The organism is Halorubrum ejinorense, from assembly GCF_039522565.1.
GTDB classification, from domain to species: Archaea; Halobacteriota; Halobacteria; order Halobacteriales; family Haloferacaceae; genus Halorubrum; species Halorubrum ejinorense.
In genome coordinates this window covers 433,974-450,001 of sequence record NZ_BAAADQ010000013.1, presented here as the reverse complement: position 1 = coordinate 450,001, position 16,028 = coordinate 433,974, and the positions used below count along the sequence as shown (strand labels likewise).

Annotated in this window: 16 protein-coding genes; 5 read left to right on the top strand and 11 right to left on the bottom strand. The window is 71.6% G+C overall.

Features of this window, described 5'->3' with window-relative positions:
• Window positions 1–18: 18 nt before the first annotated feature.
• Window positions 19–852 (bottom strand): P-loop NTPase family protein, encoded by an 834-nt coding sequence (locus ABDZ89_RS12915; protein WP_343779733.1) that lies wholly within the window; start codon window positions 850–852, stop codon window positions 19–21.
• 96 nt (window positions 853–948) lie between these two features.
• The gene (locus ABDZ89_RS12910; RefSeq protein WP_343779730.1) at window positions 949–1,380 is read right to left on the bottom strand and encodes an HIT domain-containing protein; all 432 of its coding nucleotides are present in this window, start codon (window positions 1,378–1,380) and stop codon (window positions 949–951) included.
• Between the two features lie 138 nt (window positions 1,381–1,518).
• On the opposite strand from ABDZ89_RS12910, the gene ABDZ89_RS12905 reads away from it, so the two are divergent.
• From ABDZ89_RS12905 to ABDZ89_RS12890, 4 genes are all read left to right on the top strand, one after another.
• A complete protein-coding gene (locus ABDZ89_RS12905) occupies window positions 1,519–1,821 on the top strand; it encodes a DUF7091 family protein (RefSeq protein ID WP_343779727.1) in 303 nt (100 codons plus the stop codon).
• An 84-nt stretch (window positions 1,822–1,905) separates the two neighbouring features.
• Window positions 1,906–3,099: a hypothetical protein gene (locus ABDZ89_RS12900; RefSeq protein WP_343779725.1), complete on the top strand. Its 1,194-nt coding sequence runs from the start codon at window positions 1,906–1,908 to the stop codon at window positions 3,097–3,099.
• A 109-nt stretch (window positions 3,100–3,208) separates the two neighbouring features.
• Window positions 3,209–5,185: an ABC transporter substrate-binding protein gene (locus ABDZ89_RS12895; RefSeq protein WP_343779724.1), complete on the top strand. Its 1,977-nt coding sequence runs from the start codon at window positions 3,209–3,211 to the stop codon at window positions 5,183–5,185.
• Window positions 5,182–6,057 (top strand): phosphatase PAP2 family protein, encoded by an 876-nt coding sequence (locus ABDZ89_RS12890; protein ID WP_343779721.1) that lies wholly within the window; start codon window positions 5,182–5,184, stop codon window positions 6,055–6,057. Before ABDZ89_RS12895 ends, ABDZ89_RS12890 begins: the two co-directional genes overlap by 4 nt.
• A gap of 28 nt (window positions 6,058–6,085) precedes the next feature.
• Here ABDZ89_RS12890 and ABDZ89_RS12885 read toward each other — a convergent pair whose 3' ends face one another.
• Entirely contained in the window at window positions 6,086–6,742 is a 657-nt protein-coding gene (locus ABDZ89_RS12885; RefSeq protein WP_343779719.1) for a DsbA family oxidoreductase, read from the bottom strand.
• Window positions 6,743–6,886: 144 nt separating this feature from the next.
• On the opposite strand from ABDZ89_RS12885, the gene thiD reads away from it, so the two are divergent.
• On the top strand, window positions 6,887–7,765 hold the full coding sequence (gene thiD / locus ABDZ89_RS12880) for a bifunctional hydroxymethylpyrimidine kinase/phosphomethylpyrimidine kinase (RefSeq protein ID WP_343779717.1): 879 nt from the start codon (window positions 6,887–6,889) through the stop codon (window positions 7,763–7,765).
• 69 nt (window positions 7,766–7,834) lie between these two features.
• Here the strand turns inward: thiD and ABDZ89_RS12875 are convergent, their stop codons facing one another.
• From ABDZ89_RS12875 to ABDZ89_RS12840, 8 genes are all read right to left on the bottom strand, one after another.
• Window positions 7,835–8,632, bottom strand: coding sequence for a ZIP family metal transporter (locus ABDZ89_RS12875; protein WP_343779715.1), 798 nt, complete (start codon window positions 8,630–8,632; stop codon window positions 7,835–7,837).
• Window positions 8,633–8,723: 91 nt separating this feature from the next.
• The gene (locus ABDZ89_RS12870; RefSeq protein WP_343779713.1) at window positions 8,724–8,888 is read right to left on the bottom strand and encodes a hypothetical protein; all 165 of its coding nucleotides are present in this window, start codon (window positions 8,886–8,888) and stop codon (window positions 8,724–8,726) included.
• On the bottom strand, window positions 8,885–9,550 hold the full coding sequence (locus ABDZ89_RS12865; protein ID WP_343779710.1) for a RodZ family helix-turn-helix domain-containing protein: 666 nt from the start codon (window positions 9,548–9,550) through the stop codon (window positions 8,885–8,887). The genes ABDZ89_RS12870 and ABDZ89_RS12865 overlap by 4 nt, the downstream gene beginning before the upstream one ends.
• The gene (locus tag ABDZ89_RS12860) at window positions 9,550–10,623 is read right to left on the bottom strand and encodes a signal peptidase I (RefSeq protein ID WP_343779708.1); all 1,074 of its coding nucleotides are present in this window, start codon (window positions 10,621–10,623) and stop codon (window positions 9,550–9,552) included. Before ABDZ89_RS12860 ends, ABDZ89_RS12865 begins: the two co-directional genes overlap by 1 nt.
• Window positions 10,623–11,852, bottom strand: a complete 1,230-nt coding sequence (locus tag ABDZ89_RS12855; RefSeq protein ID WP_343779705.1) for a SipW-dependent-type signal peptide-containing protein — start codon at window positions 11,850–11,852, stop codon at window positions 10,623–10,625. The genes ABDZ89_RS12860 and ABDZ89_RS12855 overlap by 1 nt, the downstream gene beginning before the upstream one ends.
• A complete protein-coding gene (locus ABDZ89_RS12850; protein WP_343779702.1) occupies window positions 11,849–12,628 on the bottom strand; it encodes a hypothetical protein in 780 nt (259 codons plus the stop codon). Before ABDZ89_RS12850 ends, ABDZ89_RS12855 begins: the two co-directional genes overlap by 4 nt.
• A gap of 218 nt (window positions 12,629–12,846) precedes the next feature.
• On the bottom strand, window positions 12,847–14,556 hold the full coding sequence (locus ABDZ89_RS12845; RefSeq protein WP_343779698.1) for a SipW-dependent-type signal peptide-containing protein: 1,710 nt from the start codon (window positions 14,554–14,556) through the stop codon (window positions 12,847–12,849).
• Window positions 14,557–14,652: 96 nt separating this feature from the next.
• Complete coding sequence (locus tag ABDZ89_RS12840) at window positions 14,653–15,978, bottom strand: choice-of-anchor W domain-containing protein (protein ID WP_343779696.1); 1,326 nt, start codon at window positions 15,976–15,978, stop codon at window positions 14,653–14,655.
• Window positions 15,979–16,028: the final 50 nt, after the last annotated feature.

The window sequence follows — 16,028 nt, the reverse complement described above, 5'->3', positions numbered from 1 at the left end:
CCCGTTTCGACTCCCTTCTCAGGGCGTGAACCGCTCGATCAGCCCCGACTCTGGGAACTCGACGCCGAGCGAGGTGTCGAAGGCGGCCTCGTAGGCGGTCGCGATCGCCTGCGCGTACGCGTGACTTCCCATTGCCGCGGTCGGCGCGGCCGCCACCGCCGGGTCCGTTTCGGGCAGGCGAACGACGGCCGCGTCGCCGCCGCCCTCTTCTCCGTCGTCGTCCGCCCCCGACCGCTCGACCGCGAGGGTCGCGTCGAGACCGCCACCGACGTCGGCGATCCGCCCGCGCAGGCGCTGTGTCGCGTCCCGGCCGTGGGCCGTCGCCGGCCTGACCGCCACCGCGCGGTCGACGCTCGTCGCGGCCGCGACGGCCTCGTTCGACCCGACCGGCGCGGCGTCGACGACCACCGCGTCGTACGTCGTCGCCGCCTCGTCGATCCGCCGTTCCAGCTTCCGACCGGCCTCCGCGGTCTTCGCCCGCGCGACGCGCTCGAACGGCGCCCGCGCCGGCACCGCGTCGACGCGTCCCGGGAGGTCGGGCGCGTCGCTCTCGTCACCGACGCCGAGGCCGGAGCGCCCGCGTCCGTCGCCGCTGCCGCCGCCGGCTCGAGTCCCGGCGATCGGATACGCCGCCGCCGACAGCGCCGCGTCCGAGTCGTCGGTGAGGAGCGCGGTGAGGTCGGGGTCGATCCGCCCGGCCACGTACTCGGAGAGCCCCTGCGTCGTGAACGCGGCGTCGACGACCGCGACGTCTCGACCGTCGCGAGCGCCCATCGCCGCCAACTCGACCGCGGTCCGCGTCGTCCCCGCACCGCCGGTCGCGCCGACTACCGCGAGCGTCGTCGTCTGCATGTCCCGGTCTCGCCCGAGGCGCTTCTTAAAAATCGCGAAGCCGAGCGACGCCTCTCCCGCCCCCTTCGTTTCATCTGGAGAACAGTATGGCCGCAGTCAGCCGTCTATCGCGGCCGCGACCTCGTCGGCGACCGCGTCGAGGTCGTCGTCGGAGAGGTCGGGCCGCCCGCCGGCGACCGCGTGGATCGCCGCGCCGCCGTCGCCCTCGAAGCGCGGGACGACGTGGACGTGGACGTGCGGGACTTCCTGTCCGGCCGCCTCGCCGTCGTTGAGGCCGACGTTGGCGCCGTCGGCGTCGACCGCGGCCTCGATCCGCGGGGTGAGCGTCGCCACGGCGTCGAACAGGTCGCTCGCGAGGTCGGCGTCGAGGTCGCCGACGTGTCGCGCGTGCGACTTGGGTATCACGAGCGTGTGCCCGCGGGCGAGCGGGTTGGCGTCGAGGAACGCCAGCACGGAATCGGTCTCGTACACGGTCCGCGCCGGGATGTCCCCGGCGACAATCGAACAGAAGATACAGTCTGCGGACATACGCGACGGATCGGCGGGGCGTCGTATCAAGGTTTCCCGGCGCCGCGGCGGTGCGGGCTCGCCTCGGCAGGGTTCGCCCCGATTCGGCTTCGCCCGCCCCGCCAACGGACCTATATTCGCCGCGCCGAAACGGGCGGTATGGACGACCGGCTCGAACGCGTCATCCGCCAGCAGCTCCGGAAGGCGGGCAAGCAGTTCGAGGAGGCCAAACGCGCCTACTCAGAGGGGCGCGACGACCCCGACGGCTCCGCGGCCGCCGCGGCGCGGTTCGACCTCCCGACCGACGACGCCGGCCGCGCTCGCATCGTCTGTCGCCGCCACGCGGAGCGCCGGACCGTGCCGGTCGACGCCGAGGGCCGGCCCGCCTGCTTCGCGTCCGGGCACCCCGACTGCGAGGGCTGCGCCGAAGATGTCCGTGACGGCGTCGTCGAGACTTGGTGACGTATCGATAGCGGCCGGACGCGGCCCCGCCGCGGCTTCGGGCTCACCAGAACGCGTTTCTTTCCCGGGGCTCTCAGGCTTCCCATGAAGCGGACCGGCGTCGTCGTCGCCCTCCTCCTCGTCGTCGGGCTCGGGCTCGCCCTCTCCGGGTTCCTCGGCGGGCCGGCCGGGGAACCCACCGCCGGCGACGTGCCGGACGACCGCCTCATCGAAGTCGACGGCGACTACCGGCTGTGGCCGTACACGAGCCGGAGCAGGACCGTCGAGGGTCGAACCCTCGCTATCAACCTCGTGTTCCACGCCGACGCCGCGGCGACCCGGGCCGCCATCGAGGGCGATCCGGCCGCGAACTGGGAGGAGACGGCGCCCGACGAGGCGGCGTCGACGCCGAACGACGACGACCAGGTTCGCGAGTTCGTCGCCCGCGACTGGCAGGACGCCCACAGCTCGCTCCGCTACTCGTACGTCGAGGGCCCTGACGGCGGCGCGTGGCTCACCGAGACGTTCGAGCTCCACGACGGGTCGTACCTCGGCGTCCGCGACCACCTCCGCGCGTACGAGTCCCCCGACGGCGCCTACACCGCGGTCCAGGCCCACGAGGAGTACTACGACTGGTTCCGGCTCCGCCACACGGTCCCCGACATCGACGCGCCCGCGACGCGGCTCGAGAGCGAGTTCGTCGAGTCGAACCGCGCGACCGACGTGCGCCGCGAGTACCGCGGCATCGACGGCGGGCGCAGCGACGGCTGGCTCTCCGTGATCGAACTCGCGACGGCGACGGCGGTCGCCGGGTCGCTGCTCCGCCGCCGGACCCGCGAGACCGCCGTCGACCTCGCTCGTCGGCTCCGGACCGACGCGGGGCGACACGCCGCGGCCGCGACGCTGGGGGTCGCGCTCGCCGCCGTCGTCGTCGGCGTCCGCGTCGCGGGCGTGACGCTGGAGACGGCGCTGCCGGGCGCGTCGCCGAAGGCCATCGCCGCTCCGCTGTACCTCGTCCTCGCGGCCGGACTCCCCGCGCTGGTCGTCTGGCGCGCCCGGCGGACGGAGCCGGCGGCCGCCACGCTGGCGGTCGTCGTCGGCCTCGGCGCCGGGTTCCTAGCCGACTTCGCGACGCTCGGCGTGGCGCTCTCGCCGGACCTCGTCGTTCACCGGGCCGCGCTCCTCGCCGCGCTCGGCCTCGTCGCCTTGGGCCGGGCGGCCGCGGACCGACCGATCGTCGCGGTCGGGCTGGCGGCGTGGGTCGTCGGGCTGGCGCTCCCGCTGGCGGGCGTGATCTGACGCCTCGGTCGCCGGACGACGGGGCCCGATCCGCGGGCTCGACTCCGATCGGGCCTCGACAGCACAGAAGAGATATACAGCGTGACGGAAAACAGGAGGAAACGAACGCATGACGCGACCGATCAGTCGACGAGCGGCGCTCGCTGGCCTCGGCCTCGCGGCCACCAGCGCCGGTTGTCTCGGTCGTACGGAGAACATCGCCGGACGAGACCCCCACTCGCAGCTGACTCTCGAGATCAACGCGACGCCCGCCGACGGCGACCCTCACGGCATCCGCATCGCGAGACAGCTCGAAGAGCATCTGACCGCGGTCGGCATCGACGTCCGCCTCAACACCGTCGGTCAGACCGACCTCCTGCGGAAGGTCCTCATCAACCAGAACTTCGACATCTACGTCGGGCAGTTCGTGGAGACGCAGCCGTTCGACCCGGACGCGCTGTACGGGCTGGCCCACTCGAAGTTCGTCGCGGAGCCGGGGTGGCAGAACCCCTTCGGCCTCACCGAGATGGCCGTCGACGACCTGCTAGAACGCCAGCGCCGCGCCACGGGCGACGACCGGTCCGCCGCCGTCGACTCCCTCCAGGAGACGGTGTGCGAGGTCCAGCCCTTCTCGGTCGTCGCGTTCCCCGACGCGCTCACCGCCGTTCAGGAGAACCGGTTCGACGGGTGGACGACGGACCGCCAGCCGACGTCGGTAACGGGGCTCCTCGGCCTCGAAGGCGTTCCCACCGCGGTGGACGACGGCTCGACGGACGGCGGGTCGAACGACACCGACGCGACGAGCGACGGGTCGAACAACACCGACGCGACGGGCGACGGATCCTTCGGCGACGGGTCGTGGGCCGACTCCGACGTCGGCGTGCTGCCCGACGGCAACGTCACGGCGAGCGACGCCGAGTCGGAAGCCGTTCTCCGGCTCGTGACGACCGACGACCGCATCACGCAGAACTGGAACCCGATCGCCGCGGAGTACCGCAAACACGGCACGTTCACGGGGCTGCTGTACGACCCCCTCGTCCGCACGGACGGCGAGGGCGTCGTCCCGTGGCTGGCGGCCGACTGGGAGCGGGTCGACGCCGACACGCTCGACGTTTCGCTTCGGGACGCCCGGTGGCACGACGGCGAGCCCGTGACCGCGGGCGACGTCGCGTTCACCTACCGGTTCCTCCGGGACACGTCGCTCGGGAACGTCGAGACGCCGGTCCCGGCGCCCCGGTTCCGCGGCCGGAGTTCGCTCGTCGAAGACGAGCGAGTCGTCGACGACGCGACGGTTCGGCTCTCGGTCGCCGAGGCCAACGACACCGTCGTCGCCCGCGCGCTCCGGGTGCCGATCCTGCCGGAACACGTCTGGTCGGACCGCACCGACGCGGCGACGATCGCCGGCTTCGAACTCGACTTCGAGACGACGGAGGCCGTCGTCTCGAACAACTCCGATCCGGTCGGGAGCGGCCCGCTTCGCTTCGTCGAGGCGACCGCGGGGGAGTCGGTCGTCTTCGAGCGGAACCCCGACCACTTCCTCGTCCGGCCGGCCGACGGCGACTCGACGCCGTCCGCCGAGTCGACGGACCCGCGAGCCGGAATTCCCGAGCGATACCACGGGAAGCCGGCGTTCGACCGGCTCCGCATCGGCGTGTTGCCCTCCGACATCTCGGCCGTGGAGTCGGTCGCCGGGGGCGCCGCCGACGCGACCGTCTCGAACCTCGGTCCCGCGGCCGTCCCCCGGATCGCCCGGTCGGACGAGACCCGGCTCGTGAGCGGTCGCTCGGCCGCGTTCTACCACGTCGGGTACAACGTGCGCGAGAGTCCGCTGTCGAACCCCCGGTTCCGGGCGGTCCTCGCTCGCCTGATCGACAAGTCGACGATCGTCCAGGACGCCTTCGACGGATACGCGCGGGCGGCGGCGTCCCCGCTCGCGGCGTCGCCGGACGCGGTCCCGGACTCGGTCGCGTGGGACGGCGCCACGGACCCGGTCCACCCGTTCTTCTACGACGGGGGATCGCTGGACGTCGCGGCCGCCAGGGACGCGCTCCGTGACATCGGGTATCGCTTCGACGACGAGGGGCGGCTGCTCTCTCGGGGGCAATGACGCCGTTACTGTCGGTTCTCACCTCGGTCTTGGCGTCGGTCGCCGCGATGTTGGCGGTCGCGAGCCTCGCCGTGATCGGTCCCGCCCGACTCCGCGAGACGTGGGGCGGGCTCCGCGACCGGATCTGGGACGCGCGGCGGGCCGGCGCGGCCCTCGCCGCGGTGTTGATCGCCAGCGCGATCGGCCGCAGCTCGCTACAGACGGTCTCCGAACTGTTCGGCCTTCAGGCGACGGCGCTCATCTACGGCTTAGAAGGCGGCTTCGTCCCGTGGGTCCAAGCGACGTTCGCCGGTCCCGCGCTGACCACCTACTTCTCGTGGGTGTACGTGTACGGCTACGCGTTCCTGCTCGCGTTCCCGGTGGTCGCGTACCTCGCGCTCCCGCAGACGGCGACGCTCAGGCGGCTCCTCGTCGCGTACGCGCTGAACTACGGGATCGGGTTGGTCGTCTACACGCTGGTGTTCGCGCACGGCCCGCGCAACGTGATGCCGGACATGGTGACGCCGCTGCTTTTCGCCAACAACCCCGACGTGATGGCGCTGACGAGCGAGGTCAACGTGAACACGAACGTCTTCCCGTCGCTTCACACCTCGCTCGCGGTCACCGTGGGGACGTTCGGGCTCCTGACCCGCGAGGAGTACCCGCGGTGGACGCCGGTCGCGGTCCCGCTCTCGCTGTCCGTCGTCGTCGCGACGATGTACCTCGGTATCCACTGGCTCACCGACGTGATCGCCGGGTTCGCGCTCGCGTTCGGTTCCGTTTTCCTCGCCTATCGCTCCGTGGACTCCCGGGCCGACGCACCTGAACCGAGTGGCGACGCGGGCGACACGGACGACGAGCGTCCCGAACCCGGGGCGGGCACGGACGACTGAGGCGAACGCCGAGAGACCGTCTCCGCGATCAGGCCCCTTCGACGAGGCGCTCGAGCTGTTCCGGCGGGACCGCGCCCCGCGCGGCGTGCCCGTCGTACGCGAACGTCGGCACGCCGGTGACGCCGCGCCGCCGGGCGGCGTCGAACAGGTCGGTAACGCGCCCGCGCAGCGCGTCGTCGTCGAGCGCCTCGTCGACCACGTCGGCGTCGAGGCCCTCCACGTCCGCCGCGACGTCGGTGAGCACGTCGCGGTCACCGATGCCGCGCCCGTCCAGCCAGAGCGCGTCGAAGACGCCCTCGTCGAACGCGAGCCACGCGTCGGGCGCGGTCTCCCGCACGTGGACCGAGACGACCTGCGCCGGCAGCGAGTCGACGTCGGTGCGGAGCTCCTCGGCCATCTCCACGTCGTACTCCGCTTGGAGGCGGCGGACGTTCTCTCTCGCCTGCTCGTAGTAGTCCTCGTCTTTCCCGTCGTCGGCGTCGTGGTCGATCTCGCCGTCCGGGCCGCGCTTGCCCGCCCGGAGGTCGAACGGGTGCCAGTCGATCGCGAGCGGCTCCTCGCGCGTCTCCTGATACTGCGAGAGCGACTGCCGTCCGAGGAAGCAGAACGGACAGACGTAGTCGGAGTAGACGGTGATCGCCTCGGGTTCGTCGGCGCCGGACGCGGCGTCGGACTCGGTTGCCATACATCGCATACGCCGCGGAGCCGAAAAGGTCGTTCGGCGACGGCAGGCCCCGGACGCGGGATGCCGACCGACCGGCGAGCGGAAGTCCGTCCGGTTCGGTCTCGAACCATCACGGATTAATATAACTAGGTTGTACCACTGCGTATGTCCGACTACGACCCGATCTATCCCCCCGTCGCGCTCTCTGTCGCCGGCAGCGACAGCGGTGGCGGCGCGGGAATTCAGGCGGACCTGGGCGCGATGACCGCGCACGGCGTCTTCGGCACCGCGGTCGTGACGGCGACGACCGCACAGAACACGCGCGGCGTCGAGGACGTTCATCCGCTCCCGCCGGACCACGTCGCGAGCCAGTACGCGGCGGTGGCCGACGACTTCGAGATCGCCGCGATCAAGACGGGGATGCTGGCGACCGCTGCGATCGTCACCCGGGTGACCGACCTCGTCGCGGGTGCCGACGCCCCGCTCGTCGTCGATCCCGTCATGGTCGCGGCGACCGGCGACCGACTGCTCTCGCCGGCGGCCGAGGACGCCTACGAGGACCTGATCGCGGCCGCGACGCTCGTCACGCCGAACGCCGACGAGGCCGCGGTCCTGACCGGCGAGCCGGTCGAGACCCCGGCCGACGCCGAGCGCGCCGCCCGCGAGCTCGTCGCGCTCGGCGCGGACGCGGCGCTCGTCAAGGGCGGCCACCTCACGGGGACGACGAATTCGGACGACGACGAGGTCGTCCTCGACACGCTCGTCCGCGGCAAGGCGGCAGGAGGCCCTGACGACGCCGCGAACGACGGACCCGCGTCCCGGCCGGCCGTCGACCGCTTCGAGTCGCTGCGTGTCGACACCGACGCCACCCACGGCTCCGGCTGTGCGCTGTCGAGTGCGATCGCCGCGCGACTGGCCCGCGGCGAACCCCTCCGCGACGCCGTCGCCGCGGCGGTCCGCGAGATGAGCGAGGCGGTCCGACGCGGCTACGACGTGGGCGCGGGTCCCGGCGCGGTCAACCCGACGGTTCTGGGCGGGGAGTGAGCGCTCGGGTCGCCGGGTCGGTCGACCCGGACCGCTCGGGTCGGACGACTCACACGAGTCGGTCCGCAGTCACAGGTACGCGAGCGGGACCATCAGCGCGACGCCGAGCGCGACGCCGCCGACGAGGACCGGCTTCCCGCCGCGCGGGAGGTCGGCGCCCGTCTCCAGCGCCTCGGGGATGAACTCCGAGAGGACGAGGTAGACCATCGCGCCCGCCGCGAAGCCGAAGCCGTACGGCAGGAACTCCCTGGCGTACCGCACGAACGCGAACGCGATCACGGCCCCCACCGGCTGCGGCAGGCTGGAGAACACCGCCCACCACACCATCTTCCACTTCGAGACGCCCATCGCCCGCAGCGGGATCGAGATCGCCGTCCCCTCGGGGACGTTGTGGATCGAGATGGCGACGGTCATAAACACGGCCAGTAGCGGGACCGTGAAGCCGAACAGCGCGGTGCCGCCCGCCAGCCCGAGGTCCGCGAAGGAGACGCCGACGGCGATCCCCTCGGGGAAGCTGTGGACCGTCAACACCCCGAGGATCAGGATGAGCTTCTTGAAGTCGGCCTCCTCGTACTCCTTGGGATCGACGTCGGCGTCTAACAGCACGTCGTGCGCGATGACGACGAGGGCGACGCCCGCGAGCATCCCGACGCCGATCTGGACGGGCGTCCCCTCCGCGAGCCCCTCCCGAACCAGCCCGAACAGCGACGCCGAGACCATGATCCCCGACGCGAACCCCCACAGCGCCACGTTCCCGCGGTCGCTGATGGTCTCGAAGAAGAAGAACGGGAGCGCGCCGATCCCGGTCGCCAGCGCCGTGATAAGCCCCGCGACGAACACGAACGCGTAGGCGTCGAGCGCGACCATTCGATGGCTGGTGGTACGCCGGTACCGCTCATAACTCCGGCGGGCGCGGTCACCGGCTGAGAACCGCGTCTCGGCCGCGCGGTCGGCGAGTTCACCCGAGCATCCGAACGAGGCTGGCGAGGAACACGAGGAGAAGCAGCGCGACGAGCACCAACAGCGCGGTGAGTTTCGCCCCGGGCGCTGCGTACCGCGCGCCGAACCGCGTGCCGCGCTTCCGAAGCCGCTCCCGCGGGCGACTCGGCGAGGCCACGCTCACGCTCCGTCAGCGGACTGCGACGGGTCCAGAGGGTGCCGAACGCCGGCCGCGTCGACGCGGTTCGCGTCGTCCGCGGTCGAGCCCTCGGCGGTCGCGTTCTCCGCCGGGGCCGACTCGTTCGTCGCCGTCTCGTCATCCGACGAACTCGGCTGGTCTCCCGTCGGACCGGTCGGCGTCGGTTCGTTTTCGTCCGTCTCGGTGTCGTTCGCCGCCGGCGCCGTGGCGTTCTGGTCCGTCGGAGCCGAGGCGTTCTGGTCCGTCGGAGCCGAGGCGTTCTGGTCCGTCGGAGCCGAGGCGTTCTGGTCCGTCGGAGCCGAGGCGTTCTGGTCCGTCGGAGCCGAGGCGTTCTGGTCCGTCGGAGCCGAGGCGTTTTCGTCCACGGGCGGCGCCGTGGTGTTCTCGCCGGTCTCCGTCCCGTTCGCCGCTGACGACGTTCCGTTCTCTCCCGCGGCGGTCGTCCCGTTCTCGACGGGCACGGTCGCCACGGCGAACCCGCTCCCGATCGACTCGTTCACATCGCGCAGTTCGTCCGGCGTCTCGAACGTCGTCGTCACGTCGACGCTCGCCGAGAGGACCGCGACCGTGGCCCCGCCGGCGAACGCGACGCTCCACACCAACACGGCCAGCGCGACGAGCGCGACGAGCCCGCGGTTCGCTGGCATCAGTCCACCTCTCCGGCGGCGTCGGGGCGTGCCGTCGGCGTCCGTACCGGTGCCGACTCGTCCGGTTCCACGCGCGCTTCGTCCGTCGCGACGGCCGCCGAGTCCGTCTCGTCGACGTCCGCGTCGCCCTCACCGGCTTTCGGCTCGCCCTCGTCGACGTCCCGTTCGCTCTCGGAAACCCCGCCGTCGGCGGCCGTTTCCGACGCGTCTCTCTCCGACTCCGCCGCGGCGCTCCGTCCGCTCCGGTCGAGCACGCCGCTCGCCGGCACCCACATCGCGAGCGCGCCGAACAGGAGCGTCGCGGTCGCCACCGCCACCGCGATCGCGGCGGCGCTCCGGAGCTCGAACGCGACGTACGCCGCGTACGGAGCGAAGACGACGAGCACCGCCGCCGCGCCGCCGACCGCGTCGACCGAGACGCCCCCGGCGCCCTCCGTGGCGGCGCCGACTGCGGCCGGATCGGCCTCGGCCGCACCGACCGCCGTCGGCCCGCTGGCCTCGTCGTCGGCCGACTCGCCGGTCGGGTCGACCGTCGTCGTCGGGCGTTCCTCGGGCTCGTCGCGACCGCGGACGATCGACCAGACCTCGGTGACCGCGAGCAGACCGAAGGGGAGCAAGACGAGCGCGACGAACCCGGCCTGCGTGCCCGCGAACTGGATCACGTACCCGATCCACGGGATCGTCAGCGCCACGACGCCGACGAGGTTGCCTGCGGGGACGAACCCCGGATCCGGCCCCTCGTTGGCGTCGCCCATCGTCTCGAACGCGAGGGTGCCACCCTCGCCGACCACGTCGATCACGCGGTGTGTCACCGGCACGTCGCTGGTGCCTCGCATGAACGTGATCACGTCGCCCTCCGCGATCGCGGTCGGATCGCGATCGGCGACGATCACGACGTCGCCAGGCGCGATGGCGGGCGTCATGCTCGCCGTGAGCACGACGAAGCTCTCGTCGGCGCCGACGACCTCTGGGGCCGCGTACACCGCGAACGGCGCGACGAGCGCGATCAGCAGGACGATCCCGAGTACGTTCGCCGCGCGTTTCGTCCGTGGTGATGTGAGTATATTGGTCATCAGTTCGCCTCCGTGCCGCCGCTTCCGCTGCCCTCGCTTCGACCGTCGGCGTTCGCGGACCCGCCGTCGGACTCCTCCGGTTTCCCGTTCCCTTTTCGGCCGGAGCCGCCGCCGCTGTCGTCCGCGGCACTGCTGTCGTTCGCGGCACTGCTGTCGTTCGCGGCACCGCTGTCGTTCGCGGCGTCAGCGAGGTCGTCGCCGCGCTCGCCGTCGCCGGCGCAGACGCTGACGGTGACGTTGCTGACCCCGTACCGCTTGCCGTTGGTGGGGTTCGGCGGCGCGAACACGACCGCTCCCGTCTCCGGAGCCACCGGGGCGATATCGACGCCCTCGGGGTCGCGGTCCGGTCCGCCCTTGACCGCAACGGCACACATGTCCGGTCCCGGGTTCCCGTCGGCGTCCCGGAGCGCGAACGCGACGCCGACGACCTCGCCGCCGTCCTTCGTCTCGACCTCGGTGACCTCGATCTCGTGCGGCCCCGCGCCGTCGAGGATCATCTCCAGCGGGAGGACGTCGCCCGGTGCGGTCGACCCACCGAATTCGGCCTTGCCGAACTCGACGCACTCGGGGCAGTCCACCGCTGGCTCCCCGCAGAGGACCTCCGCGAAGGGGTTCGCCCCCGGCGCGTTCGCCTGCTCCTCCGAGACGTGGCGGCACTGCTCGGCGTACAGCCGGAACGTCAGGTCCGTTGTCTCTCCGCCAACGTCGGGCGAGTCCGCCGGGAGGTACGGGGCGACCTCGACGACGATCGGGCCGCCGTCCGAGTCGAGGCAGCCGGCGTCGATCCGCACGCCGGTCGCGAGGTCGCGCTCGACCTCCGCGAGGGGGCGGTAGCCGTCAGTCACCGACTCGCCGTCGACGACGACCTCGAGTTTGAGGGCGTTCCCCAGCCGATCGCCGTCCGGGCACTCCGTCGCGAGCCACACCCGCACCGGGTTCTCCGACGCCCCCACCTCGAACCGCTCGGGGGCGGGGCGCTCGTCGAACGTCGTCCGGTCGACCGCGAGCGGGCCGACGGTGACGGTCCCGTCCGTGGGGTCGCCGTCCACCGTCAGGCCCACCTCGCCGGCGCCGAAGGCGTTGCCGGGGAACGTCTCCCGGTCCGAGAGGTACGCGCCGGTGCCGAGGCCGCTCGCCATTCCGACGGCGCCGACGCCGCCGATCCCGGCGAGCAGCCGGCGGCGGCTCAGGCCGCTCGGGCGCCGTCCGACGTCGTCTCCGGGGCTCATGCGCTCCCTCCGACCCCGTTGGTCTCCGTCGAGGCGCCCATCGCGAACGGGTTCCCCTCGGCGCCGCAGTCGTCGGCGGCGAACGCCACGTCGAACTCGACTGCGCCGCCCTGTCCGGCGTTGCCCCCCTCGGCGTCGAACGCCCAGTCGAAGGTGAGACAGCGCCGCTCTCCCGGGAGGAGGCAGCCGTCGTCGAAGAGCCCGGGGTTGAGTTCGACCCCCGCCGCGAGCGCGGATCCGTCGAACGACGCGAGGCTGCCGGCGCCGATCGACTCGCCGTACTCGGCGAAGTCGCCCTCGGCGCCGCCGCATCCGCCGATCCCGAGCACGCCCGTGTCGTACCGCACGTCGAGGCTAATGCGCTCGGCGAGCGCGGCGCTCGCGGCGTCGGAGCCGTCGAAGCTGGGCGCGATGCGCAGCCACACGCGGACGCCGTCCGGGGCGGTCCCCGCGGGGTCGTCGAGCCGCAGCCCGACGCTCGCGGTCCCGTAGTCACCGGGCAGCGCGTTCTCGACGTCGACGAGCCGGATCCCGGCCCCGACGTCGTCGACGGCGTCGGTCGGGCTCGAATCCACGACCGCGCCGTTCTCCGTGCGCCGCCAGCCGACTACTAGGTTCCAGGGCGTGTCCGACTGGGCGTACGTGTACTCCGAGTACTCGCCCCAGCCGTCCGTTCCCGTCGGCCGTCCGGAGCCCGCCCCGAGGGCCGCGAAGCCGACGGCTCCGAGTCCCGCGAGTGCCTGCCGCCGCGTGAGTTTCGATTCCTTTTGTATCATTGTGTGTCGTCGCGGCTCCGAACGGCCGTGTCGTCGATATCGTCCCTCGTCTCACCACCTCTACCGTCGCCGTAGTGGTATGTATGCGCGTCATACCCGGCCGGCCCGGTGGCCGTACCCGACGGTACGGACACCGTACCTCACCGTTGGTCGCTCGATCCGGCCTCGCCGCCGATCGGCCTCGCCCGTCGACGCCGCGGTGGGATCGGAACGCCGGATCAGGCCGGCGTCGACGTCCCGGCGCCGTCGTTGTGACGCGCCTGCTCGGTGTAGAAGCCCAGATCGAAGGCGAGCGTGTCGCCCTGGATCTCGTTGCCCACCTCGAGGGGCAGCTCCCACTCGAGCGCGACGCAGTGCATCACGCCGTCGCCGCGGAACGCGTCGCGGTCCGCGTCGTCCGCCGGGTCCGCGAGCTCGTCGTACAGCGTCGCGCGGTTGCCGTCGAGCGGGATCCCGTCCCCGTCGGCGAGCTCGGCGAGGACGTTCGCGAGCGTGTCCTCCATGATGATCTTCTCTTGCGTCGTCTGCGCCGCGAGATTGCCGAACACCGTCGGGATGTTCAGCGGGTCGTCGAGGTCGTTGAAGAACAGCAGGTCGCCGCCCGCCCCGCCGGCGGGGCCGGCCATCGCCAGCAGGGTGCTGGCGCTGCCGTCCACGTTGATCGTGTAGACGTCGGTCGCCGGGCTCGGCGACGCCGCGCGGGCGTCGTCGGCCGCGTCGGTGGGCGAGGAGAACTGGGTGGTGCCAGTCCCGTTGAACGACTCGCCGTCGGAGAGGACGATGTTCTGCTTCGCCGCGCTCGGGCGACCGTTCGCGTCGAGTTCGGCCTGGGCGTCGTCGACGCCCTCGCCGATGTACGTGCCGGTCGCGATGCTGCTCGCGTTCGAGAACGGGTTGGCGTCGCCGTCGCCGTCGGTCGGGGTCGAGCTCGCGCCGCCGCTCACGACGTTCGCGAGCTTTTGACGGAGGCCGTCGAGCGCGCCGTCGACGACCGAGAGGTCGCTGGTCAGCGCCTGTAAGACGCCGGTCCGGGGCTCGCTGTCGACGCTCTTCTCGCCGTCGAAGTACGCGACGCCGACCTGTACGTCCGCGTTCGCGTTCTGTAGGAAGTCGATGAACTGCCGGGTGCCGAGCTCGACGAGGTCGATCTTCGTCGTCTCGGTGTAGGTGGTCCCGTTGATCGCGATGTCGTCGTTACTGACCACGCCGCCGTACTGGTCGTACAGCATCGAGCCCGAGAAGTCGAGCGTCAGCATGATGTCGACCGGCTCCGCCGGGTCGTAGACGTTGTCGCAGTCCTCGTCGTACCAGAGCCGCGCCTCGATGGCGTCGCCGAGGTCGCCCACGTTGTCCGGGTCGACGAGCAGCTCGGGCTCGGTGCCGGCGCCGCCGTCCTCGGAGACGTTGCCCGCCTGCATCCAGATGTACCCGGGGTTGTCACAGAGGTGCAGCGAGAAGGTGATCTCGCCGGAGTCGCCGGGCTTCACGTCGGTGAGCCGGACGAGCGTCTCCATCTCCTCGCCCGTGACGGGGTCCGTCCCGAAGTCCGCCTCCGAGAGCGGCGGGATGTTGTCGCAGGTCAGCACCGGGAGGTTCGCCCCGTTGCTGTCCTCGTCGGTCTCGTCCGGGAAGTCGCTGTAGCTGAACACGTCGCCGTCGATCTCGACCGACTGCTCGCCGTCGCCGTCGTGGTCGGGGTGCGCGCTGACGAACTGACGGCCCTCGCCGAAGTCGTAGGTCTGTTGCCAGTCGACGAGCAGGTCGAGGTTCCCGGCGGTGAGCGTGTTGTCCTCGAACGACTCGGTGTCGTTGAAGTACGCCGTGGTGCCGAGGCCCGCGCCCGCGGAGGCCACGCCGATCGCGCCGAGGCCCGCCAGCATCTTGCGCCGCGACAGTCCGATCGTGTCGAATTTCTTGCTGTCTGTCATGATTGTGAATCCCCGAGGGGAGTCCCACCGACGGAGTCGAACCGTCGAACGCCAGTGTGGGAGTGGTCACCGTCGGCGCGCGAGCGCCGAGAGCGATTACTCGACGCTGATGTCGAACGCGACGCCCTCGTCGCTGCCGGAGTAGTCGCCCTGTACGTCGACGGTCACGTCGCCGGTGATCGCGAACGCGTTCGCGACGTCCGCCGCGTCGGTGTCGAACGCGAGGTAGGTGACCTCGCGGCCGGAGCCGTCGTTCGTCGCCGAGACCGCGTCGGGACCGCTGAGGGTGACCGCGGTACCGTCGAGGTCGAGCGCGAGGTTCGCGACCGAAACGGTCGCCTCGTCGGCCTTCGTCGTGATGGCCAGCTTCCCGCTCGGGGCGGGGATCCCGCTCGCGACGGTCACGCCGTCGAGGGTGAACGAGGCGTTGCCGCTCCCGTCGTACGAGTAGCTGAACGGAACGGTGTCCCCGGGCGTCCAGACGTAGTTCGCGAGGTCAGCGCTGCCGACGTCGGGGCCGACCGCGACTTCCCACGCGCCCGAGGGGCCGTTGTCACCGAAACGCCCGCGAGCGAAGGAGGTCTCCTGCTCGGTAGCGAACTCCTGCTGCTTGGCGAAGCCCTCGCCGGTCCGGGTCGTGATAGACGGGACGCACGGGTTTGCCGTGCCGTCGTTGTGGCGCGACTGGACCGCGTGGAACTCGAAGTTCATCGTCAGCGAGTCCGACTGGATCTCGTTGCCGACGCTCGTCGGGATTTCCCACGAGAGGCACACACAGGGGCCGGTGATGAACGCCTCGCCCTCGTCGGGCTCGACCACGTCGGCGTACTCCGCCTGCTCGCCGGGAACGAGGCCGGCCGTCCCGTCGCCGTCGAGGGCCGCGCCGCTGGAGATTGCCGCGATGACGTCGACGAGCGAGCCGGAGACGATCTCCCCGTCCGCGAGCGGTTCGCCGTCCTCGTCACAGTAGGCGAGACTCGCAACGATCGAGTCGCCGAGCTCGCCGAGGTCGGGCGTGTCGTCGACGGCCGACTCGGGTTCGTTGATGCCGTTCTCCGCCTGCGAGAGGTCACCGCACGCCCACATGTACGAGGGGTTGTCCACGATACGGAAGCAGAACTTCACCTCGCCGGAGTCGCCGGGCTTGACGTCGTCGAGGTCGTAGAACATCCCGGCGGGCTCGCCGTCCTGCGTGCCGCTCGCCATGTCCGCCATGTTCTGTACCGCGCCGTCGCTGTCGTACGAGGCCTCGTAGTCGACGAACAGGTCGAGCGAGCCCGCCGTCAGCGTGTTGTTCTCGAACGTCTCGGTGTCGTTGAAGTACGCCGTCGTTCCCAGTCCCGCGCCCGCGGAAGCCACGCCGACCGCACCGAGTCCCACCAGCATCTTGCGCCGCGATAGTCCGATTGTGTCGTCGTTCATTGTGTATCATCCCCGAAGGGAACTCCCGGCGGCGGTCGCGAGCCGCCGCG